Origin of the sequence: Streptomyces aureus (assembly GCF_001418135.1) — a bacterium.
Classification (GTDB): Bacteria; Actinomycetota; Actinomycetes; order Streptomycetales; family Streptomycetaceae; genus Streptomyces; species Streptomyces aureus_A.
In genome coordinates this window covers 18,788-41,828 of record NZ_LIPQ01000016.1, presented here as the reverse complement: position 1 = coordinate 41,828, position 23,041 = coordinate 18,788, and the positions used below count along the sequence as shown (strand labels likewise).

The 23,041-nt window shown below is 71.9% G+C and carries 24 protein-coding genes and 2 pseudogenes; 16 read left to right on the top strand and 10 right to left on the bottom strand.

The window, feature by feature from the left end:
• Positions 1-46: 46 nt before the first annotated feature.
• Together AOK00_RS01950 and AOK00_RS01945 are read right to left on the bottom strand one after the other, a co-directional pair.
• Entirely contained in the window at positions 47-1,129 is a 1,083-nt protein-coding gene (locus AOK00_RS01950) for a hydrogenase expression protein HypE (protein ID WP_055598580.1), read from the bottom strand.
• A gap of 34 nt (positions 1,130-1,163) precedes the next feature.
• The gene (locus AOK00_RS01945) at positions 1,164-2,885 is read right to left on the bottom strand and encodes a hydrogenase maturation protein (RefSeq protein ID WP_055598579.1); all 1,722 of its coding nucleotides are present in this window, start codon (positions 2,883-2,885) and stop codon (positions 1,164-1,166) included.
• A gap of 284 nt (positions 2,886-3,169) precedes the next feature.
• Between AOK00_RS01945 and AOK00_RS01940 the strand changes: the two are divergent.
• The 4 genes and pseudogenes from AOK00_RS01940 to AOK00_RS01925 all read left to right on the top strand — a co-directional run bounded on the left by AOK00_RS01940 (position 3,170) and on the right by AOK00_RS01925 (position 7,994).
• Positions 3,170-5,062, top strand: a pseudogene (locus AOK00_RS01940) (SpoIIE family protein phosphatase).
• A 249-nt stretch (positions 5,063-5,311) separates the two neighbouring features.
• Entirely contained in the window at positions 5,312-5,704 is a 393-nt protein-coding gene (locus AOK00_RS01935; protein ID WP_055598578.1) for a hypothetical protein, read from the top strand.
• Positions 5,705-5,959: 255 nt separating this feature from the next.
• Complete coding sequence (locus AOK00_RS01930; protein WP_055598577.1) at positions 5,960-6,412, top strand: SRPBCC family protein; 453 nt, start codon at positions 5,960-5,962, stop codon at positions 6,410-6,412.
• Positions 6,405-7,994, top strand: coding sequence for a phytoene desaturase family protein (locus AOK00_RS01925; protein ID WP_055598576.1), 1,590 nt, complete (start codon positions 6,405-6,407; stop codon positions 7,992-7,994). The genes AOK00_RS01930 and AOK00_RS01925 overlap by 8 nt, the downstream gene beginning before the upstream one ends.
• An 85-nt stretch (positions 7,995-8,079) precedes the next feature.
• Here the strand turns inward: AOK00_RS01925 and AOK00_RS01920 are convergent, their stop codons facing one another.
• Together AOK00_RS01920 and AOK00_RS01915 are read right to left on the bottom strand one after the other, a co-directional pair.
• Entirely contained in the window at positions 8,080-8,862 is a 783-nt protein-coding gene (locus AOK00_RS01920) for a VOC family protein (RefSeq protein WP_159041668.1), read from the bottom strand.
• A gap of 255 nt (positions 8,863-9,117) precedes the next feature.
• On the bottom strand, positions 9,118-9,672 hold the full coding sequence (locus AOK00_RS01915) for an isochorismatase family cysteine hydrolase (protein WP_055598574.1): 555 nt from the start codon (positions 9,670-9,672) through the stop codon (positions 9,118-9,120).
• A 345-nt stretch (positions 9,673-10,017) separates the two neighbouring features.
• On the opposite strand from AOK00_RS01915, the gene AOK00_RS01910 reads away from it, so the two are divergent.
• The 3 genes from AOK00_RS01910 to AOK00_RS01900 all read left to right on the top strand — a co-directional run bounded on the left by AOK00_RS01910 (position 10,018) and on the right by AOK00_RS01900 (position 12,407).
• Complete coding sequence (locus AOK00_RS01910; protein WP_055598573.1) at positions 10,018-10,974, top strand: TIGR03557 family F420-dependent LLM class oxidoreductase; 957 nt, start codon at positions 10,018-10,020, stop codon at positions 10,972-10,974.
• 88 nt (positions 10,975-11,062) lie between these two features.
• Positions 11,063-11,611 carry a DUF5709 domain-containing protein gene (locus AOK00_RS01905; RefSeq protein WP_055598572.1) on the top strand — a complete coding sequence of 183 codons (549 nt, stop codon included), beginning with the start codon at positions 11,063-11,065 and terminating at the stop codon, positions 11,609-11,611.
• Positions 11,612-11,879: 268 nt separating this feature from the next.
• A complete protein-coding gene (locus AOK00_RS01900; protein WP_055598571.1) occupies positions 11,880-12,407 on the top strand; it encodes a hypothetical protein in 528 nt (175 codons plus the stop codon).
• A 98-nt stretch (positions 12,408-12,505) separates the two neighbouring features.
• Here AOK00_RS01900 and AOK00_RS01895 read toward each other — a convergent pair whose 3' ends face one another.
• The gene (locus tag AOK00_RS01895) at positions 12,506-13,072 is read right to left on the bottom strand and encodes a type 1 glutamine amidotransferase domain-containing protein (RefSeq protein WP_055598570.1); all 567 of its coding nucleotides are present in this window, start codon (positions 13,070-13,072) and stop codon (positions 12,506-12,508) included.
• Between the two features lie 134 nt (positions 13,073-13,206).
• Positions 13,207-13,587 carry a nuclear transport factor 2 family protein gene (locus tag AOK00_RS01890; protein WP_055598569.1) on the bottom strand — a complete coding sequence of 127 codons (381 nt, stop codon included), beginning with the start codon at positions 13,585-13,587 and terminating at the stop codon, positions 13,207-13,209.
• A 603-nt stretch (positions 13,588-14,190) separates the two neighbouring features.
• On the opposite strand from AOK00_RS01890, the gene AOK00_RS01885 reads away from it, so the two are divergent.
• Positions 14,191-14,709 carry a hypothetical protein gene (locus AOK00_RS01885; protein ID WP_159041666.1) on the top strand — a complete coding sequence of 173 codons (519 nt, stop codon included), beginning with the start codon at positions 14,191-14,193 and terminating at the stop codon, positions 14,707-14,709.
• A gap of 157 nt (positions 14,710-14,866) precedes the next feature.
• Positions 14,867-15,337: pseudogene (locus tag AOK00_RS01880) on the top strand (SRPBCC family protein); the annotation flags it as partial.
• Positions 15,338-15,660: 323 nt separating this feature from the next.
• Here the strand turns inward: AOK00_RS01880 and AOK00_RS41115 are convergent.
• A complete protein-coding gene (locus AOK00_RS41115) occupies positions 15,661-15,783 on the bottom strand; it encodes a hypothetical protein (RefSeq protein WP_301554180.1) in 123 nt (40 codons plus the stop codon).
• Positions 15,784-15,948: 165 nt separating this feature from the next.
• Here AOK00_RS41115 and AOK00_RS01875 point away from each other — a divergent pair, with 165 nt between their 5' ends.
• The gene (locus AOK00_RS01875; protein ID WP_055598567.1) at positions 15,949-16,161 is read left to right on the top strand and encodes a hypothetical protein; all 213 of its coding nucleotides are present in this window, start codon (positions 15,949-15,951) and stop codon (positions 16,159-16,161) included.
• An 86-nt stretch (positions 16,162-16,247) separates the two neighbouring features.
• Here AOK00_RS01875 and AOK00_RS38035 read toward each other — a convergent pair whose 3' ends face one another.
• Entirely contained in the window at positions 16,248-16,607 is a 360-nt protein-coding gene (locus AOK00_RS38035; protein WP_159041665.1) for a hypothetical protein, read from the bottom strand.
• A gap of 176 nt (positions 16,608-16,783) precedes the next feature.
• On the opposite strand from AOK00_RS38035, the gene AOK00_RS01865 reads away from it, so the two are divergent.
• The 3 genes from AOK00_RS01865 (at position 16,784) to AOK00_RS01855 (ending at position 18,832) form a co-directional block, all read left to right on the top strand.
• Positions 16,784-16,975, top strand: a complete 192-nt coding sequence (locus AOK00_RS01865; protein ID WP_055598565.1) for a hypothetical protein — start codon at positions 16,784-16,786, stop codon at positions 16,973-16,975.
• A 106-nt stretch (positions 16,976-17,081) separates the two neighbouring features.
• Positions 17,082-18,254, top strand: coding sequence for a YihY/virulence factor BrkB family protein (locus AOK00_RS01860; RefSeq protein WP_079041788.1), 1,173 nt, complete (start codon positions 17,082-17,084; stop codon positions 18,252-18,254).
• 161 nt (positions 18,255-18,415) lie between these two features.
• Entirely contained in the window at positions 18,416-18,832 is a 417-nt protein-coding gene (locus tag AOK00_RS01855; RefSeq protein ID WP_055598563.1) for a CBS domain-containing protein, read from the top strand.
• 104 nt (positions 18,833-18,936) lie between these two features.
• On the opposite strand, the gene AOK00_RS01850 is transcribed toward AOK00_RS01855, so the two are convergent.
• Positions 18,937-19,788 carry an MBL fold metallo-hydrolase gene (locus AOK00_RS01850; RefSeq protein WP_055598562.1) on the bottom strand — a complete coding sequence of 284 codons (852 nt, stop codon included), beginning with the start codon at positions 19,786-19,788 and terminating at the stop codon, positions 18,937-18,939.
• A 221-nt stretch (positions 19,789-20,009) separates the two neighbouring features.
• Between AOK00_RS01850 and AOK00_RS01845 the strand changes: the two genes are divergently transcribed.
• The 3 genes from AOK00_RS01845 to AOK00_RS01835 are packed head-to-tail and all read left to right on the top strand — an operon-like array spanning position 20,010 to position 21,752.
• Positions 20,010-20,723, top strand: a complete 714-nt coding sequence (locus tag AOK00_RS01845) for a nucleotidyltransferase family protein (protein WP_079041787.1) — start codon at positions 20,010-20,012, stop codon at positions 20,721-20,723.
• Positions 20,716-20,976 (top strand): BON domain-containing protein, encoded by a 261-nt coding sequence (locus AOK00_RS01840; RefSeq protein ID WP_055598561.1) that lies wholly within the window; start codon positions 20,716-20,718, stop codon positions 20,974-20,976. Before AOK00_RS01845 ends, AOK00_RS01840 begins: the two co-directional genes overlap by 8 nt.
• A 32-nt stretch (positions 20,977-21,008) precedes the next feature.
• Positions 21,009-21,752, top strand: a complete 744-nt coding sequence (locus tag AOK00_RS01835) for a metallophosphoesterase family protein (RefSeq protein ID WP_055598598.1) — start codon at positions 21,009-21,011, stop codon at positions 21,750-21,752.
• Between the two features lie 168 nt (positions 21,753-21,920).
• Here AOK00_RS01835 and AOK00_RS01830 read toward each other — a convergent pair whose 3' ends face one another.
• Positions 21,921-23,039, bottom strand: a complete 1,119-nt coding sequence (locus AOK00_RS01830; protein WP_055598560.1) for a carboxylate-amine ligase — start codon at positions 23,037-23,039, stop codon at positions 21,921-21,923.
• Positions 23,040-23,041: the final 2 nt, after the last annotated feature.

Below are 23,041 nucleotides of genomic sequence, written 5' to 3'. Positions count from 1 at the left end.
TGGGATGGATGGGGGGTCCTGCGGGGGTGGTGCGACGGCGTCACGGTCACCAGGGCGGCCGGTAGCCGGTGGTGATGCGCTCGCCGGTGTGCCGCCACTTCGGCTCCTTGTCCACGGTCTTGGCCGTGATGGTCCGAAGGCGGCGGATGACGGAGCCGTACACGCCGCTGGCGGTGCTGGAGACCTTGCCGCCGGGAGGTTCGTCCATGAACGGCATGAACTTGTCCGGGAATCCGGGCATCGTGCACGCGATGCAGATGCCGCCGACGTTGGGACAGCCGCCGATACCGTTCATCCAGCCGCGCTTGGGGACGTTGCACTTGACGACCGGGCCCCAGCAGCCGAGCTTGACCAGGCACTTGGGCGAGTCGTACGTCGACGCGAACTGGCCCTGCTCGTAGTAGCCGGCCCGGTCGCATCCCTCGTGCACGGTCGCCCCGAACAGCCAGGTCGGACGGAGCTTGTCGTCCAGCGGGATCATGGGCGCGGATCCGACGGCCTGGTAGAGCAGGTAGGTCAGCGTCTCCGCGAAGTTGTCCGGCTGGATGGGGCAGCCGGGCACGCAGACGATGGGGATGCCGGCATGCGACTTCCAGTCCCAGCCGAGGTAGTCCGGGAGGCCCATCGCGCCGGTCGGGTTCCCCGCCATGGCGTGGATGCCGCCGTACGTGGCGCAGGTGCCGATCGCGACCACGGCGAGGGCCTTGGGTGCCAGCCGGTCGATCCACTCGCTGGTGGTGATGGGCTGACCGGTCTCCGGGTTGTCGCCGAAGCCGCTCCAGTAGCCCTCCTGCTTGATGGCCTCGTTCGGGATGGAACCCTCGACGACCAGCACGAACGGGTCGATCTCGCCCCGCTCCCCCTTGAAGAACCACTCGATGAACGTGTCGGCGCCGCCCACCGGGCCGCACTCGAAGTCGATCAGTGGCCAGTGGACCGCGATCCTGGGCAGCCCTGGCAGCCCCGCGAGGGCGATCTCCTCGATGCTTGGCTGCATGGCGGCGGTGAGGGCCACCGAGTCGCCGTCGCAGCTCAGACCCGCGTTGATCCAGAGGATGTGGATCGGCTTCTCTTCGCTGCCGGGTGCGGCACCCTGGTCCTCGACCGGGGCCGGCTTTACTGCGCTCATGAGTCGCCTCCTGAGGAGGGATGGGGCGAAGGCCTCATTTCGGGCCTAGGTCTTGCTTAACAGTCGGCCGATCCGTCCGCGCCCGCACCTGGGCCGTCCGGGAACGCCGCTCGGGGGCCTCCTTCCGGACGAAGGCCCGGCGCCGTGCGTGATAGCTCGCGGCGGGATCGTCGAAGATCGACCGCATCCGGAGGAGCTCCTGCTCACGGTGGGCCGCAAGGGGAACGACGGACTCCCGGCGCTCGTGCTCCGCCTTCTTCGCCGCGATCCGCGACTGAAGACCGCCACCGGATGCCAGGTGAAGGGCCGATCGAGTGATCTCGGCAGCGAACTCCCCGGGTCCGCAGTCGACGACCCGGTCCACCAGACCCATGTCCAGTGATGCCGCGGCGGACACCGGCCGGGCCTCTTCGGTGAGGCGCGCGGCCAGGGCCTCGCCCACCCTCCCGGGCAGGGTCCGGGTCCAGTACTCCGATCCGTACAGGCCCATGCGCCGGTAGTGCGGATTGAGCACCGACCCCGAACGGCACCAGACCTCGTCGGCGGCGAGGGCGAGCATCACCCCGCCTGCGGCGGCGTTGCCTCCGATCGCGCTCACGACGAGCCGGTCGGTCGTGGTGAGAACCGCCTCGACCAGGTCGTTCATGGCATTGATGTTGGCCCAGGACTCCGCGGCAGGGTCGGCGGCGGCCTCGATGACGTTCAGATGGATGCCGTTGGAGAAGAAGTCGCGCTGCCCGCCGAGTACCAGGACGGAGGTGGGGCGCCCGCAGGCGGCCTTGTACGCGGCCAGGAGGCGGCGGCACTGGTCGGTGCTCATCGCCCCGCCGGGGAACGCGAAGGACAGAACGCCGACCGGCCCCTGCTCGCGGTACCGGATGTCGGACCAGGTCCGCCGGCCCGGCGCCGGGTCGGCGGGCGCCGGCACCTCGGGGAGATCCGGCAGCCGGCCGGCCAGGGCCAGGGTGGCGGGGAGCTTGCAGGCACGCGGGCTGCCGCGGCCGGTGCGGGCGCGGAGCTCGGGAATCCACACCGCGCCGTCCACGGTGGCGCGGCAGACCGCGCCCGCCCGGGTCGCGAGGAGGGCCCCGGGCCGCCCGCGGAGGCCGTCCTCCGCGTGGCCGCCGTGCAGGAACCACTCGGCGCCAAGCAGCCGGTCCGGCACACCGGGCTGCGAGTCGGCGGCCCGAAGGGTGCGCAGGACGTTCTCGGTGGTGTCCTCGCCCCACGAGATCCGCCGCTCCTCCTGACGGAGCGCGGGACGGGCGCGGACCTCACCGGTCTGCGGACGCGGTGCCGCTCCGGCGGCGACCCTCTCGACGGCGAGGAGCACGGCGGCGACCGCGGCGTCGGACAGCTCGTTGCGGTACAGATCGCTCTTGCCGACCTCCGGGACGCGGAAGGTGGCGGTCGCCCAGACGTCGCCCGCGTCCATCTCCTCGTCGGCCTGGAGGACGGTGACGCCCCACTCCTCGACCCCGTCGTGGATCGCGTGGTCCAGCGAGGACGGGCCCCGGTCGCCCACGGGCCCCGGGTGCACGATCAGGCAACGGTGCGCCGTCCACACATCGCGGGGCACGACGGCCTTCAGCATGGGGGCCACGACCAGGTCGGGCGCGTGGCGCGCCACGGCCTCGCGCACGGCAGCCCCGTCGTGGGTGACCTCCACGGGAACGGTGTGCCCGCGGTCGCGCAGCTCGACCAGGACACGCTGGGTGAGGCTGTTGAAGCTGCTGGCGACGAGCAGGATGCGCATGGGCGGCCTTTCCGGGTCGCGGTGGACGGTGCGGCTCTGGGAACCGCGGTCCACCAACCGCCTGCGATCATCGGGCAGCGTGAGCCGGACGACAGCGCGGCGGAGCCAGCACCTCACCCGTTCGAGGTGGGCGTCCGGCCGATTGGCGGGCTGATCGCCGCAGTGCGCGGACTGCCCACAGCCCGGCCCGCCGACCGGAGCCGGAAGACCTGCCGGCTGCGTCCGGTTCGGACCGACCGGTCGTTCCGCCCCAGCCGTTCTACGATGCTGCTGAGCAGCCCTCGATGCTGCTGAGAAGCCCTCGGGACAGCGGGACCGGAGGACAGATGACGCGCCAGGACCGGGATCCACGAGCGGGCGAAACCGCACGGCGGCGGGTGTTGCGGCTGGCCGGGCTGTCGGCCGCCCCCGACCCCGGGATGGACCGGTTCGCCCGGCTGGTGGCACGACTGCTCCACGTACCCGCGGCCTTCGTCTCGCTGGCCGGGGAAGGCCGTCAGATCCTGCCCGGCATGATCGGCCTGCCCGAGCCCTGGGCCGGACAGCGGGCGCTGCCCCTCTCGCATTCGCCCTGCCGGTACGTGGTGGTCTCGGGGCAGCCGATGGTCGTATCCGACGTCCGTGCGGATGAGCGGCTGCGCACCAGCCCGGCAGTCCCGTCCCTCGGGATGGCCGCGTACGGCGGAATGCCGCTCACCGACGGCGAAGGGCTGGTCCTGGGTGCCCTGTGCGCGATCGACCGCGAGCCGCGGCCCTGGGACGCCGGTGAACTGGCCGACCTGGAGGATCTGGCCGCGGCCTGCTCGGCCGAGCTGCGCTTGCGGATCCTGTCGGCGCAGCGTCAATCCGCCCAGAAGATACTGGAGATCGCACGCGCCGGCGCCGAGCGGGCGCGGAGCGAAGCGGAGCGCTTGGAGCACGAGGCCCAGGCCGGTCTGGACCACGCCGAGCTCCTGCTGAAGGCCTCGGAGGAACTGGCCCAGACCTCGGGGCTGGAGGACGTACGGCGCCGCCTCCGTGACCTCCTCGCCGGCGTCGGAAAGCCCTCGTACGTCGGCCTGCTGGTCGCCGACCAGAACGAGCTGCGCAGGATCCCGGACCCGGACGACGCGAGCTCCGCGGAGCGCGCGGTCCTCACCCTTCCGACGGGCGCCGCGTTTCCCAGCGCCCGGGCCATGCGGGAAAGCCGGACGGTGTTCGTGCCGGACCGCGAGACCCTCGTAGCCGAATACAGCCCTGAGGCGGTCGGTCTGTTCGACCGGCTGGGTCTCACGACCGTGATGTGCCTGCCGCTGTGGGGAAGCCGCGCCCTGCTGGGAGTCCTCGCCATCGGCTGGGCCAAACAGCACAAGGTCGGCATCACCGAGCGCGCCACGCTCACCGCAGCCTCCGGTTACATCGCGCAGGCGGTGGAGCGTGCCCAGTACCTCGACGAGCGGATCTCCGTCGCCCGCCAGCTCCAGGAGGCCATGCTCACCGATCTGCCCCTCGCCAACAGCATCGAGATCAGTGCCTTCTACCAGCCGGCCGCCGACGATCACATGATCGGCGGGGACTGGTACGACGCCTACCACCTGCCGCCCAGGTCACCCGGCACAGACTCCGCACTGATGGTCACCGTCGGCGACATCACCGGCCACGACATGCACGCCGCAACCGTGATGGGGCAGATCCGCAGCATGCTCCGCCAGGCCACCCTCGACCATCCCCCGCACAGCCCGGCAACCGCCCTGGCCGCCCTGGACGCCGCCTGCGCCGTCCTGCCCATCGAGGCCGGCGGCACCCTGGTCCACGCCCGCCTCGACCCCGCCGCGCCCGGCATGCCCTGAACGCTGACCTGGTCCAACGCCGGCCACCCACCCCCGCTCCTGCGCGCCCCCGACGGCCGGGTGAACCCCCTGGAGGAGCACGACGCCCTCCTCCACCAGGCCCTCGGGAACGTTTCCCGCGCCGAGCACCGGCGCGAACTGAGTCCTGGCTCGACCCTGCTTCTCTACACCGACGGTCTCATCGAACGACGCGGCCACGACATCGACGCCTCCATCGCACAGCTCGCGGGCCTGCTGGTCCGCCACGGTGACGGTCCACTGCCCGGACTGCTCCGCCGGATCACCAGCCGGATGGCCTACCCACCCCCCGAAGACGACGTCGCCCTGCTGGCGCTGCGGGTTCCCTGACCTCGGCGTCGGTGGCCGGTGGCCCACCACGCCCCGGCTCGCCGGCCAGGGCCCCCCGCCCTGCACGGCACGCCGAGGGAGACGAAGGCGCCTAGGCTGAAAGGAGCGTCACATCGTCGCTGTCGGAGCCATTCCCCGGGTCGTCGGCACCCCCGGACACTCCGTCGGCGGACGCCAAACACTCCTGTTCATAGGCCGGCCACCACCGGGGCTTCTCCCCGTCCGCAGGAAAGGCAGGCGAGTGAAATCATGAGCAAACAGCGAAAGTCGCCCCAACCCCCGCACGGCGAGGGCCCCAGCCCGCACAAGGGCACCGAACAGCACGGTTGGTCGCCCGATGTCGACGAGACCCGTGAGCAGGACAACCCGAGCGCCCACCGCTCATTCCACCCCGACCAGTTCGCCCCCGACAAAGGCCCCGGGCGCGAGGTCTCCAAAGAGGAAGCCGGGAACCCGCACGGCAAGCCCGTGAAGAGCACGAGTCGCCGGGGCGAGGACCAGAGCAAGGCCGGCAGTGACGAGAAGGGCATGCACGACACCGGCCCCCGAGGCCGCTCCCAGCGCCCCAGCGGGACCAAGGACGCATCCGGCTCCACCGGCGTCGACCCCCAGGACCCGCCAGGCACGCGCAGCGCCGGCTGACGCCCCGTCCTCGACCGTCCGCCACCTCCTCCAGGGCGGCCCCTGCTCCTGGCGCGCACAACGACGGCGCCTCAAGGGGCTAGAGGCCAGGTCGCCACGGCAGGTGGCCGGAGACTGCACCGCCGGTGCCGCCGTATCGGACAGCAAGGTCTCGCGGCCACACGGCAGCCGTCCCGCCCTCAGCCACCCGTCCGGCGCACCCCCGCACGACTGCGGCTTCCCCGCCCTGTCCGCCCCGGCAGAAGGACTTTTCCCATGGCTGTCCGACACCAGTTGATCCGACGTTCCCCTCAGGCGGTGTGGGCGGTGCTCGCGGATCCGGACGCGTACGGAGAGTGGGTGGTGGGGCCCTCCGAGTCCGCGCCTCTCGACGGCGCCTGGCCCGGGGCCGGCTCGCGGCTCCGCTACTCCGTCCGTGTAGGCCCCTGGTCGCTCGACGGCATCACCACTGTCCGGCACACCGACCCGGGCCGGGAGCTGGAACTGGAAGCCTCCTTCAAGCCCCTCGGTACGGCACGGATCTTCCTCCAGCTCCGGCCGTGGGGTGAGGAGACCCTCGTCGTCTGCGACGAGCACCCCCTGCGCGGCATCGGAGGCACCCTCCACAACTCCGCCACGGAAGCACTGCTCCAACTCCGCCACCGCGGCATGCTGGCCCGCCTGGCCAAGATCGTGGAACTGCGGCACGGCAAGGTGCCCCATGCCTGACGCGGTCGTGATCGGCGCGGGCCCCAACGGGCTGGTGGCCGCGAACCTGCTGGCGGACGCCGGCTGGAGCGTGGAGGTCCTTGAGGCGCAGGAGGAACCAGGCGGGGCGGTACGCAGCGACCGCGGTGTCCATCCGGACTACGTCTCGGACCTCTTCAGCGCGTTCTACCCGCTCACCGCCGCCTCACCGGTCCTCGCCCGCCTCGACCTCTCCGCCGAGGGCCTGCGGTGGAGCCACGCCCCACGCGTGTTGGCCCACCCCCTGCTGGACGGCAGGTGCGCGGTGCTCGAACGCCGCGTACAGGAGACCGCATCCGGGCTGGCGGCGTTCGCGCCGGCCGACGGCGACGCCTGGCACGACATGTACACGGTCTGGAGCCGCGTCGGACCCGATCTCGTCCAGGCCCTGTTCACCCCCTTCCCACCGGTCCGCGCCGGCCTCCGGCTGGCCGCGAAGCTCCGAGCCGCAGGCGGACTCCGGCTGGCCCGGAAGCTGGCCCTGCCCGTGCGCCGCCTGGGCGAGGAGGAGTTCGCGGGCGCCGGCGGCCGACTGCTGCTGGCCGGCAACGCCCTCCACGCCGACCTGGCACCGGAAGCCGCCGGCAGCGGCGGCTTCGGCTGGCTGATGTCGATGCTCGGCCAGAGCCACGGCTTCCCGGTCCCCGTCGGAGGGGCCGGTGCCCTGACCTCTGCACTCGTCAGCCGCCTCCGGCGCCGCGGCGGAGTGCTGCGCTGCGGGGAGCGGGTCACGTCCGTCGTCGTACGCGGCGACAGGGCCGTGGGGGTCGAGACGGCCGGCGGAGAGACGATCGGCGCAGGTCGGGCCGTGCTCGCCGATACTTCGGCGATCGCGCTCTACCGGGACCTCGTCGGGCAGGACCACCTCCCGTCCCGCCTGCTACGGGACCTGGATCGCTTCCAGTGGGACTTCTCGACCTTCAAGGTCGACTGGGCCCTGGCGGGCCCGGTGCCGTGGACGGCACCGCAGGCCGCCGGGGCCGGTACCGTCCACGTCGCGGACGGCGTCGACGGCCTGACACGATTCGCCTCACAGATCGCCATGGGCCACGTCCCCGACGAACCCTTCGCCCTCTTCGGGCAGATGACGACAGCGGACTCCAGCCGCTCCCCAGCCGGGACCGAATCCGCGTGGGCCTACACCCACCTGCCCCAGCGCATCGCCTCCGACGCCGGCCCCGACCGCATCACCGGCCGCTGGGACACCCGCGAACAAGAAGCGATGGCCGACCGCATCGAGGCACAGGTGGAACGGTTCGCACCCGGCTTCCGCACACTGATCCGCGCCCGCCGCCTCCTCGCCCCCACCACCCTCCAGGCCATGGACGAGAACCTTCACAACGGCGCCATCAACAACGGCACCACCGCCCTCCACCAACAGGCGATCTTCCGTCCCACCCCCGGCACCGGGCGCCCGGAGACCCCCGTCAAGGGCCTCTACCTGGCCTCCGCGGCCGCCCACCCGGGCGGAGGAGTCCACGGAGCACCCGGTGCGAACGCCGCGCGGGCAGCACTCAGGGCCCAGGGATTGCACGCCCTCCTCCACCGCGCCCAACACGTCTGACGACTCCCTGACGGTTCCTCCTCGCACAGCTCACCTGGGCCGCCTCTCGTGGCGCCGGGGAGGACCGACGGCAGGACGGGCATCGTCAGCTGGAGGTCGGGGCCGGTGCCCCGGTCGCGCGGTCCCGCCGGCCCCTCCCATGAGGGTGAGGCGCAACCACTGTGAAGCGCGCCCCGTCGGGGTCCGTGAGGTCGACCCACCGGGCCGCCGTGGTCGTACCCACCGGGGAGACGGTCGCGCCCCCCAGCTCCTCGGCGGACGCGATCGTCCCCTCCAGGTCCGGTACGGGGAATCGGACGCGCCAGCGCGGCTGCTCCTCCGGGTCCGGGGCCGCGGCGTCCGCCCCGCCGCTGATGCGTGCGACGGTGTCGTGGCCGTGGCGGAGAACGACGTGGTCGTGCTCGTAGGACGCCACACACCGGCCCGGCCCCTTTCCCGCCCAGCCGAGGACCTCCCCGTAGAAGACCGACGATTCGAGGGGGTCGTGGGTGCGGAGCTCCAGCCAGGCCGGCGCGCTGCCGCTCCCCACCGACCAGTCCGGGACGACAGCCCCCTCCCAGAACCCGAAAACCGCTCCGGCGGGATCCGCGGCCAGTCCGGCCCGGCCGGTACCGAAGGTCAGGGGACCCACGGCCATGGTCGCCCCGCGTTCACAGATCCGCGAGGCCGTGAGATCCGCGTCATCGACGGCGAAGTACGGCGTCCATGCCACCGGCATGTCGAGGGGCTCGGCGAGGGCGCCGATCCCCGCGACGGGCGTGCCGTCGTGGAGAGCGACCGCGAAGCCGTCCCCCAGGCCGCTGGCCCGGAACCGCCAGCCGAGCACTCCGGCGTAGAAGCGCTGCGCGGCGGCCAGCTCGCGGGCCATCAGGCTGACCCAGCACGGGGCGCCCGCGATCTCATGACTCGACGTCGACACGGCCGTCACCCTCGTATCACGCTTACGGGACGGGACACTTCCACCGTAGACCCGGCGCGGGCGTCGAGCCGCGCGCACGTGTCATGAGCTGCGGCTTCGTGCCACCCGAGCCCCCGTCGGCCGTTCACTCCTTCGCCGGGGCGCAGGTGCACATCCTGTACCGGGACGGCCGTCCTCCCCGCTGAGCGGGGTCCGGCCCCGATGTCAGTCCGGCCGTCCTGCGCCGAAGGCGATCTCGTCCGCCCGGCAGATCGTCGCGGACATGTTGGTACGCATCATCCGCAGGGCCGCTCCGGCCAGGTCTGCGTCGATGTGCGCGACCGCGTCGGCCGCCACGACCACGTCGAAGTGCCGGATGTGGGCGTCCAGAGCCGAGTACAGCACGCACTGCTCGGTCACCTGTCCGCACAGCACCAGGCGCTCGACCTCCAGCCGGCCGAGCAGGTAGGCCAGCGGGGTCTCGAAGAAGATCGAATGACGCGCCTTGACCACGAAGAGGGAGTTCTCGTCGGGCGCCACCGGCTCCACCAGGTCGCGGTGGCGGCCGTCGAGGGCAATCCTCAGGATCTCTCCGTGGTGCGAGCGCCACTCGCCGAAGTTGTCGTTGACGTAGAGGACGGGCGACTCTTCGGCACGTGCGTGCCGCAACAACGTCGTGATCCCGGGGAGTGCCTCGCGGACGGACGGCACCAGGGCCTCGGCGTCCTCGTGCGCGTAGGTGTTGAGCATGTCGATCACGATGAGCGCCGTACGAGGCATGAAAGCCGCCGCCTCTCGTCACGTGCCCCTGTCTCCAAGTCTCCGTCATCCACCGGGGTGGGACCGCGGCGACACGACGAGGGCCGGCCCCACACCCAGCTCGCACCCGTCCAGCGCTCCGGGATCGCGCCACGTCCGGGGGGCGCCGCGCCTGCCGCGAGACCTGCCGTGGGCGAGCGCCGCGCCTGCCGCCAGACCGGCCCTCGGCCGGCGATGTCCCCGACGCACCAGCGCCCCCGGGAGGGCCTTCGTAGTCGCGGAGTCCGTCGATCCCTCCCGTGGGGCATTGGGACGCCCTGCCCGGGTAGCCGGACCAAGGGGGGTCGACGTGAAGGGAAACGCGGTATGACGTCCTTCGGCTACTTCCTGTCCTGCGAGGAGTTCACCCCGGACCAGCTGCTCCGCCAGGCACGCCTGGCGGCGGACGCGGGCTTCACCCGCCTGGCCATCTCCGACCACTTCCACCCATGGACGAACACCCAGGGCAGCAGCCCCTTCGTCTGGTCGATGATCGGTGCCCTGTCCCAGACGGTGGAACTGCCCGTCACCACGCTCGTGACCTGCCCCACCGTGCGATTGCACCCGGCTGTGACCGCCCAGGCGGCGGCGACCTCCAGTGTGCTGCTGGGCGGCAGGTTCACTCTGGGCGTGGGCACCGGGGAGGCCCTCAACGAGCATGTGCTCGGTGACCGGTGGCCCGCGTTCGACGAGCGTGCGGACATGCTGGAGGAGGCGGTGAAGGTGATGCGGGAGCTGTTCACCGGCCGGGACGTCAGCCATCGGGGCCGCCACTACACGGTCGACAACGCCCGCCTCTACACCGTTCCGGTGGCGCCGCCCGCGATTCTGGTCTCGGGCTTCGGCCCCAAGGCCGCCGCACTCGCGGGACGCATCGGGGACGGTTTCGTCACCATGGGCCCCGACGAGGACGCCCTCGCGGCGTTCCGCGAGGCAGGCGGGGCGGGCAAGCCCGTCGTGGGCGGCCTGAAGGTGTGCTGGGACCAGGACCGGGACGTGGCCGTCGACACGGCGCACCGCATGTGGCCGACCGAGCAGCTGCCCGGCGAACTGAACCAGATCCTCCCCACTCCCGCGCACTTCGAGCAGGCCACTGAGCTCGTCACGCGACATCAGGTGGCCGACTCCGTGCCGTGCGGCCCGGACGTCGAGGAACACGTCGATGCCGTTCGCGCGTACGTGGACGCCGGATTCGACGAGGTGTACGTCGGCCAGATCGGACAGGGGCAGGAGCAGTTCTTCGCCGCCTACCGCGAGAAGGTGCTGCCCGCGCTCGGCGGCTGAGCCGTACTCCGCATGCGCCACGCGGCCACGCGAGCAGAGAGGACACCGCCTCGCCCGCCTCGGTGGCGCCACAGCGAAAGGGAATGCCATGGCCCGCGACGAGTCCCACTCCACCACCGGCAGCGACCAGCCGGACGCGAACGAGTCCCGCGGTGACGACGTGTATCAGCCCGCCGCCTCCGACGCGTCCGACCCCTCCGGCGATCTCGACCCCGACAACGCGCTCATGACGGATCCGATCGACGACATGGCGGTACCCGGCTACTCCCCGCCCGAGCGCCCTCGCGGCGTCAACCGACACGGCACCACCCAACGGGAACAGCAGGAGGGCGAATCCCTCGACGAGCGTCTCGCGCAGGAGATCCCCGACCCTCCGGAAGCGCCGCCGCCGGAGGACGACGGCATCGGAGACCTCCCGGGGGGCGCCGGAGAGCCCATCGACGAACAGGCAGGCGCCACCCGTGCCGGACGGCTCGCGCCGGTCGACACAGCGGCCGGGCACGATGATCACGCGGTCGCCCGGGACGTCGGACTGGACGACGGTGCCGCGCCGGCCGAGGAGGCCGCGATGCACGTCGACACGGGCGTGGACGAGAACGGCGAGCGGTCGGCAGCATCCGACCACGAGCCGGGGTGACGATCCCGACCACGAGCCGGGGTGACGATCCCGACCACGAGCCGGGTGACGGTCCCGGCCGCGTGGGGACGGTTCCGGCCGCGTGGGGCGGTTCCGGCCGCGTAAGCACAGCCCGGCCGTGTGGGGACGGTTCCGGCCGAGCCCGCCTCTTCCGCTGCCGCCGAGCCCGGCCCGTTCGGACGACGGAAGGTGATCGCACGCCCAGGCCCCCTCGGCGGCGGGGCGGAAGCACCCCGCCGCGAACCCCCTCACGGAAGGCACCGCCGTCATGACCGTCCGCCCGCAGTTCCTCGGGATCTACCTCAACGACCATCTGGCCGGCGCCGCCGCCGGAGTCGAACTGTTCCGCCGCGCGGCCCGGGTCCACCGGGGAACCGCCCTCGGCCCGCCCCTGGCATCCATGGCCCTGGAAGTCAGCCAGGACCGCGAGAGCCTCCGCCGCATCATGGCCGCCCTCGACCTCCCCGTGAAGCGACACCGCGTGGCTCTTGGCCGGCTCGCCGAGAGGGCGGGCCGGCTCAAGCTCAACGGCCGTGTCCTTACACGCTCACCGCTGAGTGACGTTCTCGAACTGGAGGCCATGCGCCTGGGCGTCGAAGGCAAGGCCTGTGTCTGGCGCTGTCTCGAAGCCCTGGCCGGCACCGACTCGCGCATCGACGTCGCACACGTTCGCGATCTGTTGCGGCGGGCGGAACGGCAGATCCACGTCCTGGAGACGCTCCGCGTGGACCGAGCGGCACAGGTCTTCACCGCCGACGGGGAAGACGCCGACAGCGACCGGCCCAGCCGCCGCTGACGGCGGAGCGCCCTCGGCGCAGGTCTCCTGTGTCCGCCGCGAGCCGCGGCCGTCTCGCTCGCCGTCTCGGCGTCGCCGTGCGGTTCCGCCGGTCGGTGTCAGTCCCGGTCTCCTCCGGCGTCGAGGGCGTCGACGATCGCCGAAGCGAAGGCGTCGAGGTCCCCGGGCCTGCGGGAGGTGATGAGGGGATGGCTTCCGGAGGTGTCCACGACGACCTCCCGGTCCAGCCAGGTGGCACCCGCGTTCTCGAGGTCGGGGCGGAGCGAGGGGTACGACGTGAGTTCACGGCCGCGGGCCAGCCCGCTGTCCACGAGAAGCCAGGGTCCGTGGCAGATGGCGGCGACCGGTTTGCCGGCCTCGGCGAAGGCCGAGAGGAGACGCCGTGCGTCCGCGTCGGTCCGCAACCGGTCGGCGTTCACCGTGCCGCCGGGCACGACCACCGCGGCGAACCCGTCCGCCGTCGCCTTCGTCAGAGTCGTGTCCGTCGGGACGATGGCGCCCGGCTTGCGGTCCGAGACGACGGTGTGGACCGCCTCGTCCTTCTGTGCGGCGATGGTGACGTGGGCCCCGGCCTTCCGCAGGTCGGCGGCCGGCTTCATCAACTCGTCCTGCTCCGTGCCGTAGTTCGTCGTGAGGATCAGTACGTTCTTGCCTTCGAGTGACACTGTTTCTCCCTACCAGGTATCCGGTTCTCCGCGGCGGGGTCGCCCGGACTCCGAACGTCGGACTCCCTGACCCCACCGGCCGCGCCATGACCACCACCTGCCTCACCGAACTCCCGGCTTCCTGTCGGCCCCGCTCAGAACATGGTGTTGTCGTTCTCGGACGAGGACGGGACGACCTGGAGGACGTCCCAGTGCTCGACGATCCTTCCGTCGGCGTCAAAACGGAAGATGTCGATACCGGCGTACTCCTCGTCGGGCCAGGTCTGGTGACAGTGCAGGATGACGTGGTCGCCGTCGGCGAAGGCACGCTTGTACTCGACGCGCTTGCCCGGGTACTCGGCGGCCATTCGCTCGAAGTAGTCGACGAACGCCTGCTTGCCGTCGCCGACGTGCGGGTTGTGCTGGACGTAGGTGCCGCCGACGTACCGGTCGACGGCCTCGGCGGGGCGGCACTGGTTGAACATCAGGTCGTAGAACGCCTTGGCCGTGGCCTTGTTCTTCTCCGGGTCGCTCATGAGGCAACCGTAGGTCCGCCCGCCGGGCGCGGCACGGTGAGTGCGTCGAGCGGCGCCGGACGAGGAGCAGGGGAACCATGACGTCACCTCCGCATGCCGCCGGGGCCGTCGGGCCGTCCTCAGCGCGGACTCCGTTCCCCGGCGGTTTCCCGTTCTCGACGATGTCATGCGGCCGTCGTCCACCGGCGGGGCCCGCCCGCACCGGGCGAACCGCTCGCGCCCGGGGGTCCGAGCGAACCGGGGCCGCGCAGCGGACGAGGGCGACGGGGGCGAGCAAGGAACCGCGCTTCCGACGGTTGTGGGATCGAGCAGCGGGCATGCGCCCGGGGGAAGCGCTCACCGCGACCCGTACGAGGTGACCGGCCATGACAACCGCTCGCGACCTCACGCCCCCGGACGCGACACGCGTCCACCGGGCCGAGACGCTCGTGGGCGACTGCTCGCTGCTCACTTCTCCCCTCACAACCTGCTCCTGATCGGAACCCCCACCAGCTGCACCACCTGTTCCCGCGGACGGGCACGCTTCGCCTTGTTCGCTGTCGTCCCGAACCTTGCCCGCGTCGGGCTCGCCCGACGCGAGCCCACCTCGCGGAGTTGATTCCCATGCCGGCCGTCACGCGCGCATCCCGGTCCTCCCCGCCGGATCCCTCCTCCGAGGACAGGAGTGGACTCGCCCCGCGAGCCGTCGAACTGATGGAGCTCGCGGTCGTCTCCGACGAGCTGGGAACGTTCACGGTGCCCCTCGAAGGGCCGGATGCCGACGTCCCCCACGAACTGCCGGAGGGTGCGGTGGTCAGCATCGCGCTCACCTTCCGGCTGGGGGCGGACACCAACGGCCTGGTCTTCGAAACCGTCAGGGTCGGGGAGGGCGAGGAGCCCGTGGCTCGGCGGGCCGCCCTGGGCAGCTTCCGCGCCGGAGGCCCGTACGAGATCCGCCTTCCGCCCGAACGGCTGCCCCTCGGGCGCGCCCACTGCGGCATGTACGACGTGACGGCGCGCATGAGCGACGTCGCGGGGGTCGAGCACGCCCAGGTGAAGCACCGCTTCACGCTCGTCCGCCGACTGCCCGACGCGGCGATCGAGGCACCGGAGGGCCACGAGGCCCCGGACACCGCTGGGTGACGAGTGACAAACGCCCGAAGGGCGCGAACGGGACGGCGGACGGGAAGCGGAGGGGGATCTTCGGCGTGGGATCGGGCGCCCCGCGATTGCACTCGGCGTCGCCGGGTACGCGCGGAAAGGCCCCGAACCATTCGCTACGCAGGCAGGAGGAACCGCCATGAGCATGGTGAAGCAGACGATCGACGTGGACGTTCCTGTACGGAACGCCTACAACCAGTGGACGCAGTTCGAGGAGTTCCCTCGCTTCATGGAGGGCGTCGAGGACGTCACACAGCTCGACGAGCGGCACTGCCACTGGCAGACCAAGATCGCGGGCGTCCGGCGCGAGTTCGACACCGAGATCGTCGACCAGCTGGCCGACGAGCGCATCTCGTGGCGCACGGTCGGCGGCGACGTGAAGCAGAAGGGCGTCGTGACCTTCCAGGGGCTCGACGAAGGCCACACCCGGGTGAGTCTCGCCATGGACGTGGAACCCGACGGCATGGCCGAGAAGGCGGCCGACGCACTCGGCATCCTCGACCGGCGGGTCAAGGGGGACCTCAAGCGGTTCAAGGGCTTCATCGAGGATCACGGTCACGAGACCGGTGGCTGGCGTGGCCGCGTCCAGCCTTCGGACACCGCCGACGGGCCGCCCCCCGCCACACCGACGCCGTCCGACGCGCCGGTACGCGAGGCCCCGGGGACCCGGGGCGCGCCCGGCCCGACGAGTACCCCTTCGGGAGCCCAGGAGGCCTGGCCGATGCCGCCGGGCGGCTCCGACGGGCCCCGCCTGAGCTGACCACGGGCTCGTCGGCCCACCTGACCACTCCGTCACGAGCTCGGATCGCGCCGACGCGCCGACCGATCGCGGTCCCTCGCCCCCCGAAGTCTGTCGCCCGCCCCTCGGCATGAGGGGCGGGCGACAGACTGCCCGTACGACGGGAACTCGTCCGGAGGCCGGTTCGGGCTCTGTCAGCACGAACGGTTCCGCCGGGCGCTGGGCGCGTGCTCGATCACCGCGACGTCGCTCATGCGCGCCGCTGGCGTCTCGATGTCCACGGCCTCGGCTCGCGGCCTGGCGACGATTCTGGCCATGGCCGGTCCCTCGGGAGTGGCCTCCCCGCCGGGGAGGTCGACATGACGCGCCCGCCGCTGAGCAGGCCGACCCCGGGTGCCGCTTGGGCCGCTCGGAACCCGCCGGCCCGCCGGTCCGGGGCGGCGAGCTCGGCGTTCTCGACCGGTCGGAGGCACCCTGGAGGGGTGGGTACCGCTCCGATCGTCGTCCACCCGCCCTCCCCCACCGGGGGCCGGCGGGTCACCGTGCGTGGCGAGATCCTCGGTCTGGCCCACCGCGACGAGGATGTCGTCGAGTTCCTCCGCCGCGCCGGACTTCCCGAAGCGGAAGACCTGCTCGACGACCCCGCCTGGGTCACCTGGCGGGGCAGCCGCCCGCACCGGTACGAGGCGGCCTGAACGGGGCCACCAGCCGTCGCAGGCAAGGCCGCCGTCGTCTGACGGCGGCCTTGCCTGTGGGTCCGGTGGCTCGTGCGCGGCCTGCGTTACCCGTGCGCCCACCAGCTGCTCGGCCCCGAACCCCCGGTGAACCGGGAGAGGAGACCGTGGCGACGACGTCCCACCCTCAGCCCGAGGGCGTACGCCCCGGTGAGGGCGGCCGCCGTGCCCGCGGCGGCGCCTCCCGCGAGGGCCTTGCGGGTGCGTGGATCGCTCCAGATCCAGCCGCCCCGGCCCACGGTGCCCCGTACCGCGTGCATGGCCGCCAGCGTCTTCTCGGCCATCGGCGCGGGGAGCGCGGTGAGAGTTCCGGATACCGTCGCCCCGGCATCGGCCGTCTTCGGCTGGGCGGCATGCGAGCCGCCACGCCCTGACTTGTCTTCCTTGGTCGATTCGCCGGCACTCATGTCTTCCGTCTGCCCGACTCCACCGGAGCGAACCCGGTTCGCGGCACGACTTCCATCGGTTCCCGACGGTCGCAAGACCTTCACATCCGCGGTCGTGAACCGTCCGTTCGCGCGGGAACGCGGACAGGAGCAAGGAACAGCGACGAAACGGGGTCCGGCCGAGAGGAGAAGGGGCCGTGATAGCGGTTGCCGTGTTGTTGCTGCCCGTCATGGGGTTGCTCCTGTTCATGATGGACCGCTTCGAGAACCGGGTGGCGGCCGCGCCGAAGCGGGCGCGGCACGCCAGACAGAACCACCTGCGGCTGGTCGAGGACCCGGGCCGGTCTCCGGGCGTCGAACACGATGCGGGGCACGCCGACGCCGCATGACGGCGCAGGGCGACGACCTGGCCGCTGGGGCGGGCCGTGTGTGGCCGGTCGCGGCCCCTGCCTCTTCGAGGGCCTGGGGACACGGCACCGGGGTACCCGAACGGGCATGGCCGAATCGAATCGATCAGTGCACGCCGACCGCGCCGGCAGGGCCGCGGCACGCGAGGCGCCGGCCGGCGAGACACCGGCGCCCGAGACTCGGGCCCCTGAGACGCCGGCCCCCGAAGACGTCGGCCCCGGGCCCGAAGTGGAGCGACGGGCCCCGGGCGATCCGACGGAACTGCCCCGCCGGTCCTGGCTCGCTGTACTCAAGGGCTCGGTGAGGGAGTTCAGGGACGACGAACTGACCGACCGCGCGGCGGCCCTCACGTACTACGGCGTCCTGTCCCTCTTCCCCGCGCTGATGGTTCTCGTGGCCCTGCTCGGCCTCGGCGGGTCGTCGACCACCGAGAAGGTGCTGGACCACGTCGGCGAGCTGACTCCCGGTCCCGCCCGTGACGTCCTGGGCCGTGCGGTGGAGGAGTTGCAGGGCCACTCCGCCGCGGGCTCGGCCATGGCCGTCGTCGGGGTGGTGGTCGCGCTGTGGTCGGCGTCCGGATACGTGGGAGCGTTCATGCGCGCGGCCAACCAGGTCTACGACATGCCCGAGGGCCGCCCGGTGTGGAAGCTCCTCCCCCTCAGGGTCGGGATGACGGCCGTGCTGATGGTGCTGGCGGCGCTGAGCGCGCTGATCCTGGTGTTCACCGGGTCCGTGGCGCGCCACGCCGGAGCCGCGCTCGGCATCGGTGACACGGCACTGACGGTGTGGTCGATCGCGCAGTGGCCCGTTCTGATCGTGCTGGTGTCCTTCACGATCGCGCTGCTGTACGCCTCCAGCCCCAACGCCAGGTTCAAGGGCTGGAGATGGATCACTCCGGGCAGCGTCCTGGCGCTGCTGATGTGGGCGGCCGCCTCCGCCGGGTTCGCGCTCTACGTCGGCGCCTTCGCCTCGTACAACAAGACCTACGGCACCATGGCCGGCGTCATCGTCTTCCTCGTGTGGCTGTGGATCGGCAACCTCGCCCTGCTCCTGGGCCTGGAGTTCGACGCCGAGGCGGTGCGACAGCGGGCTGTGCTCGGCGGGATGCCCCCGGACGAGGAGCCGTACACCGAGCCGCGCGACACCCGTGCCTGGGACGCCCACGACCTGCGCCGGCTCGAAGGTCCTGATTCCGGCGGGAGGCCTCGCAGACCGCCCGGCGGGGGCTCGTCCGACCGCCGTGGCGCGGCGCGAGGGTGACGCACGGCTGTCGTACCGCCACCGACCGGACCGAGGTGGCCACGCGCTTCCTGGCCGTCGGTGCCACGCCCGCCCACGTGGGCCGGGACCGCCCGGATTGCATAGGCGGTGTCCTGCCGGGCAGGGGCGATGACACGGTCCCACGCGAAAGGAGACTGGTGATGCCCACCGCAAGGGAGATCATGAGCCCGGACCCGACGTGCGTCAAAGCCACCGACACCGTCCTGGACGCGGCCAGGAAGATGGCCGAGCTCGGCGTCGGGGCACTGCCGATCTGCGGCACCGACGAGAAGCTCAAGGGCATGCTGACCGACCGTGACATCGTCGTGAAGGTACTGGGCCGGGGCAAGGACCCCGGAACCTGCCAGGCCGGTGAGCTGGCCCAGGGCGAAGTCGTCACGATCGACGCGGGCGCCGAGGCGGACGAGATCCTGCGCACCATGAAGGAACACAAGGTGCGCCGTCTGCCGGTGATCGACGAGCACGTGCTCGTCGGTGTCGTCGCCCAGGCCGATGTGGCACGCGCTCTGCCCGACCCCCAGGTCGGCGACCTCTTGGAGGCTCTCTCCGCCGCCTAGGACGTGTTCAGGAGTTGCTGGTGTGCTGGGTGGGCCGTCCGCGGCAGTCGCGGGCGGTCGTCCGGAACGAGATCATGCCGGTGACATCAGGCATGCAGCGCCGCTCATGTCCCCGACGGCCGCGGCTGCTCCGGCGGAACCGAGCTCTCGGCCGCCTCCATCCACTGGTCGAGGTCGGCCTGGGTGAACTCCGTCCACGGTGGGACTTCGGGGAGTCGGCGGAGGAGGTCGTAGGCCTCGGGTATCTGGCTGCCGCGGAGGACAGGACAGTGGCAACCGGCGATGACCTCGGCGTTCAGGTGCTGGAAGTCGGTGACGACCGTCCCGAACTTCTGGGCGTCCAGCAGGGCGACCCAGGGGGAGACCAGCCTTCCGCCGAAGAGCTGGCCGTCGCGGAACTCGTCCGGCGCCAGCGCTGCCGTTTCGGGCATGGGGGTCGGCACGTTGGTGGCGAAGGTGTCGACTGCCCAGAGGACGTCGGTCTTCGGGTCGAAGAGCGCGCGGGTGGTGGGGTTGTCGTACAGGGGCGGTCGCTTGGCGACCAGGGTGCGGTCGCCCGCGTCGATCGTGTCGCCGTCGGTCATGAAGCGGCACCGGTTGACGGGGGTCTCCCACTCCTCGGCCATGCGGCCGATGGAGAACCATGTCGTCAGCAGGGTCGCGTTCGGGCATTCCGCGAGGACCGCCAGGAGGTTGCCGGCGTGGTCGCGGTCGTCGTGGGTGAGGAAGATCCACCGTACGTCCAGGGGATCCACGACGGACCAGGCCGCCTCCAGCCACTGGGAGCGCACCGCGGGCGCCCCGGTGTCCACGAGGATGGGTTCGGTTCCCCGGATCACCATCGAGTTCATCGGGAAGTGGCCGACCGGCGGGGCTTCAAGAGCCCACGGGATGACGAAGGTCTCCTCGGCGATCTTGTACGGCTGCAGAAGGTCGAAACTCTCCACGGTTGTCATCGCTGCTCTCCCTCGGACGGAGTCGCCGCAGCGTCCATGAATCCAGTGCAGCCCCGTGCCGGGCTGCCGTCAAACGCAGAACTCGTGATCGCTCGCGCGGCCTCCCACGCCCGCGCATTCTTCCCGGCGCACGGGGTACCCGCGTGTTCCCCGCCTCGTACCGACGACGGCGACACCCGGCACAAGGCACACAGCACAAGGCATACGGCAGGAGGCATCGCATGAACCTGGCCGAAGGACGCCGAGCCGACGGCGGCCCTCCCCCCACGGGCTCGCTGCCCTTGCGGTCGCACTCGCCGTTCGCGGCGGAGGCCGCCGAGGGCGTGCGGCAGGCCCAGGCCCTGCCGCCGGACCACACCCAGGCCATCCTGGAGGTCACGAAGGAGGTCGCCGGAGTCCTCAAGTCGTCAGGGTGTCCGTTCGCCCTGGTCGGCAGCGTCGCGGTCTACGCGTACGGCATCCCGGTCAGGCTGCAGCACGACACCGACTTCGTCGTGCGGCGCGAGGACGCCGAGAAGGTGACCGACCTGCTGCGCGAGCGTGGCATCGAGGTCGTCGACCCTCCCGAGGACTGGCTGGTGAAGGCACGCAAGGACGGCGAACAGATCGATCTGATCTTCGCCCTGGCCGGCCGGCCCGTCACCACCGAGCTGCTCGATCGCGCCCCGACCCTGCCCGTGGACTCGGTTCACATGCCGGTCATCGAACCGACCGACCTCATGACCGGGCGGCTGGCGGCGCTCTCGGAGCACCACTGCGACTACGGCCCGCTCCTCCCGGTCGCGCGCGGGCTGCGGGAGCGCGTCGACTGGGACCTCGTACGCCGTGACACCGCGGACAGACCCATGGCGGCTGCCTTCCTGTACCTGCTCGAACTGCTCGACGTCATCCCGCCCCACGACGGCCAGGCAGAGGGAGGCCGGTCCGATGAGTGAACCCGTGACGCACGAGCTCGAGTACCGGCTCGCCCGGCTGCGGGACCGGCTGGCCGCTGACGACGTGGCCGAACTCGGCGTACGGGTGGAACTCCGGGGCGATGCCGTGCTGCTCTCCGGCACCGTGCCCACGGCCGCCCGGCGCGACGAGATCCTGCGGCTGGCGCGGATCGAACTCGCCGGACTCACCGTCTTCGACGACCTCGCGTCGGCCTCCACGGACGCACCCGAGCGGATGGAGGAGCTGTCATGAGTCCGGGGCCGGGCACCCCGCAGCCGGACGGTGTGGTCCGAGTGGCGGCCGTGGGCGACATCCATCTGAGCCCCGACTGCGCCGGACTGCTGCGCCCCGCCTTCGCGACGCTGCCGGAGTGCGCGGACCTTCTCCTCCTCGCGGGCGACCTGACCCGGCACGGCACCGTCGACGAGGCCGCGGTGGTGGCGGACGAGGTCCGGGACCTGGGCGTCCCGGTGGTGGCCGTGCTGGGCAACCACGACTACCACTCGGACGAGGAGGCCGACATCACGCGGGTCCTCGCGGCCGCGGGCGTCAGCGTCCTGGAAGGACAGTCCGTCACCTTCTCCGTGGCCGGTCACACCGTCGGCGTCGCCGGTGCGAAGGGCTTCTGCGGAGGCTTCGCCGGCCGCAGCGCCGGCGCGTTCGGCGAACCGGAGATGAAGGCCTGGGTCCGTACGGCGCACATCGGCGCCGAGCGTCTGTCGACCGCGCTGGAGGAGCTGTCCGCCGACCGCTGCGACGTCCGGATCGCGCTGACGCACTTCTCCCCCGTGCCGGACACGCTGGCGGGCGAGCCCGTGGAGATCTACCCCTTCCTCGGCAGCTATCTGCTCGCCGAGGCCATCGACGCGGTGGGCGCCGACCTCGCCGTACACGGTCACGCGCACCTCGGCACGGAACACGGCAGGACAGCGGGCGGGGTACGCGTGCGCAACGTCGCCCAGCCGGTCATCGACGGCGCGTTCGCGCTGTACCAGCTGTCCGTCCACGGCCATGGTTCCGGCAGCTGAGCCTTGAGTCGCCTCCCGCACCATCGTCCGCTCCGCACAACGCACGGTCGCAGACCGTCGCAGACCGTCTGCGACCGTCGCCTGCCGTCCACGGCACCCGTCAGCCCCCGCCACCCGTCGGCCCGCGCCACCCGTCGGCGTGCTCAGCCCCGCACCCGCGCGGCGTGCTCAGCCCCGCACCGTGGCAGCGGCCAGGGAATCGACCACCGCGGCGAACTGCCCGCTACGACGGAGCACGGCTCGCTGCCTGTCCGCCCCGCCCCCGTCCGTGCGGATCCGATCCCACTGCGCACGCACCCACTCAGTGTCGTCATTCGCGTCCAGGGCGGTACGGGCGAAGTCGATGAGTGCGTCCACCAAGGTCACCGCGGGCCGTTCCCGGCCGTCGACCGGGTCCATACCGTGTCCCCTGAGGCCCTGGGCGGCCGCGAGCCGGTGCGCCTGCAACAGGTCCGGGCAGGGCATCCGCGGCGCGGGCACTCGGGCGGCGACGCGGGGCAGCAAGGTGCCGGCGAGCCCGCGGACCAGAACTGCGAGCAGCACCACCGTGTCGAGGTCCGCGTTGGCGTCGGCGATCCGGATTTCCAGGGTCGGCACATGCTCCGAAGGCCGTGCGTGCCAGTACACCATGCGGTTGTCCAGGAGCGTCCCGTTCTCGACGAGCCGTGCGACATGGGCGACGTACTGGGGCTCGTCGAGCACGGGGGTGGGGCCGACGGTCGGCCAGCGCGCGTGTTCGACGGCGCGCCAGCTCGCGTAACCGGTGTCACGGCGCTGCGCGAACGGGGAGTTCCCGGCCAGGGCTTGGAGGACCGGCAGCCACGGTCTCATGTGCTGGGCGAGGGCCAGGGCCTGTTCGCGGTCGAGCTCCCCGATGTGGACATGGCATCCGCAGACGAGCCCGTCGTCGCGCGTGGTCCCGTCGTCGCGCGTGATCAGCGGCGCGTAGCGCCGGGCCATCAGTCGATAGCGCTCGGTGTTCGTGACCGTCAGCTGCTCCTCCGGGGGAAGCACGGGGGTGCCGCACGCGACCGGCACGCAGTGCTCGCTCCGGGCGGCCGCGGCGACGACTCCACGCATCCACGAGAGTTCGTCGCGCAGGGCCGTCCGGCGCGACGTCGCCCGGGTGCAGATCTCGATCTGCGCGTTGAAGAACTCGCTCTGCAGCTGCTCACCGAGGTCGCGGGAGGCCCGGTCGATCACCTGTGGCGCGCGGTTCACGGGCGCGCGGGTGACGCGGTCCACCAGCATGAACTCTTCCTCGACGCCCATCGTCAGGACACTCATCG

Bases quoted from the DNA above. Each gene is read 5' to 3' on its own strand.
- AOK00_RS01950 (WP_055598580.1), bottom strand. From the start codon at position 1,129: ATGAGCGCAGTAAAGCCGGCCCCGGTCGAGGACCAGGGTGCCGCACCC.
- AOK00_RS01945 (WP_055598579.1), bottom strand. From the start codon at position 2,885: ATGCGCATCCTGCTCGTCGCCAGCAGCTTCAACAGCCTCACCCAGCGT.
- AOK00_RS01935 (WP_055598578.1), top strand. From the start codon at position 5,312: ATGAGCAAACAGCGAAAGTCGCCCCAACCCCCGCACGGCGAGGGCCCC.
- AOK00_RS01930 (WP_055598577.1), top strand. From the start codon at position 5,960: ATGGCTGTCCGACACCAGTTGATCCGACGTTCCCCTCAGGCGGTGTGG.
- AOK00_RS01925 (WP_055598576.1), top strand. From the start codon at position 6,405: ATGCCTGACGCGGTCGTGATCGGCGCGGGCCCCAACGGGCTGGTGGCC.
- AOK00_RS01920 (WP_159041668.1), bottom strand. From the start codon at position 8,862: ATGGCCCGCGAGCTGGCCGCCGCGCAGCGCTTCTACGCCGGAGTGCTC.
- AOK00_RS01915 (WP_055598574.1), bottom strand. From the start codon at position 9,672: ATGCCTCGTACGGCGCTCATCGTGATCGACATGCTCAACACCTACGCG.
- AOK00_RS01910 (WP_055598573.1), top strand. From the start codon at position 10,018: ATGACGTCCTTCGGCTACTTCCTGTCCTGCGAGGAGTTCACCCCGGAC.
- AOK00_RS01905 (WP_055598572.1), top strand. From the start codon at position 11,063: ATGGCCCGCGACGAGTCCCACTCCACCACCGGCAGCGACCAGCCGGAC.
- AOK00_RS01900 (WP_055598571.1), top strand. From the start codon at position 11,880: ATGACCGTCCGCCCGCAGTTCCTCGGGATCTACCTCAACGACCATCTG.
- AOK00_RS01890 (WP_055598569.1), bottom strand. From the start codon at position 13,587: ATGAGCGACCCGGAGAAGAACAAGGCCACGGCCAAGGCGTTCTACGAC.
- AOK00_RS01885 (WP_159041666.1), top strand. From the start codon at position 14,191: ATGCCGGCCGTCACGCGCGCATCCCGGTCCTCCCCGCCGGATCCCTCC.
- AOK00_RS41115 (WP_301554180.1), bottom strand. From the start codon at position 15,783: ATGGCCAGAATCGTCGCCAGGCCGCGAGCCGAGGCCGTGGACATCGAG.
- AOK00_RS38035 (WP_159041665.1), bottom strand. From the start codon at position 16,607: ATGAGTGCCGGCGAATCGACCAAGGAAGACAAGTCAGGGCGTGGCGGC.
- AOK00_RS01860 (WP_079041788.1), top strand. From the start codon at position 17,082: ATGGCCGAATCGAATCGATCAGTGCACGCCGACCGCGCCGGCAGGGCC.
- AOK00_RS01855 (WP_055598563.1), top strand. From the start codon at position 18,416: ATGCCCACCGCAAGGGAGATCATGAGCCCGGACCCGACGTGCGTCAAA.
- AOK00_RS01850 (WP_055598562.1), bottom strand. From the start codon at position 19,788: ATGACAACCGTGGAGAGTTTCGACCTTCTGCAGCCGTACAAGATCGCC.
- AOK00_RS01845 (WP_079041787.1), top strand. From the start codon at position 20,010: ATGAACCTGGCCGAAGGACGCCGAGCCGACGGCGGCCCTCCCCCCACG.
- AOK00_RS01840 (WP_055598561.1), top strand. From the start codon at position 20,716: ATGAGTGAACCCGTGACGCACGAGCTCGAGTACCGGCTCGCCCGGCTG.
- AOK00_RS01830 (WP_055598560.1), bottom strand. From the start codon at position 23,039: ATGAGTGTCCTGACGATGGGCGTCGAGGAAGAGTTCATGCTGGTGGAC.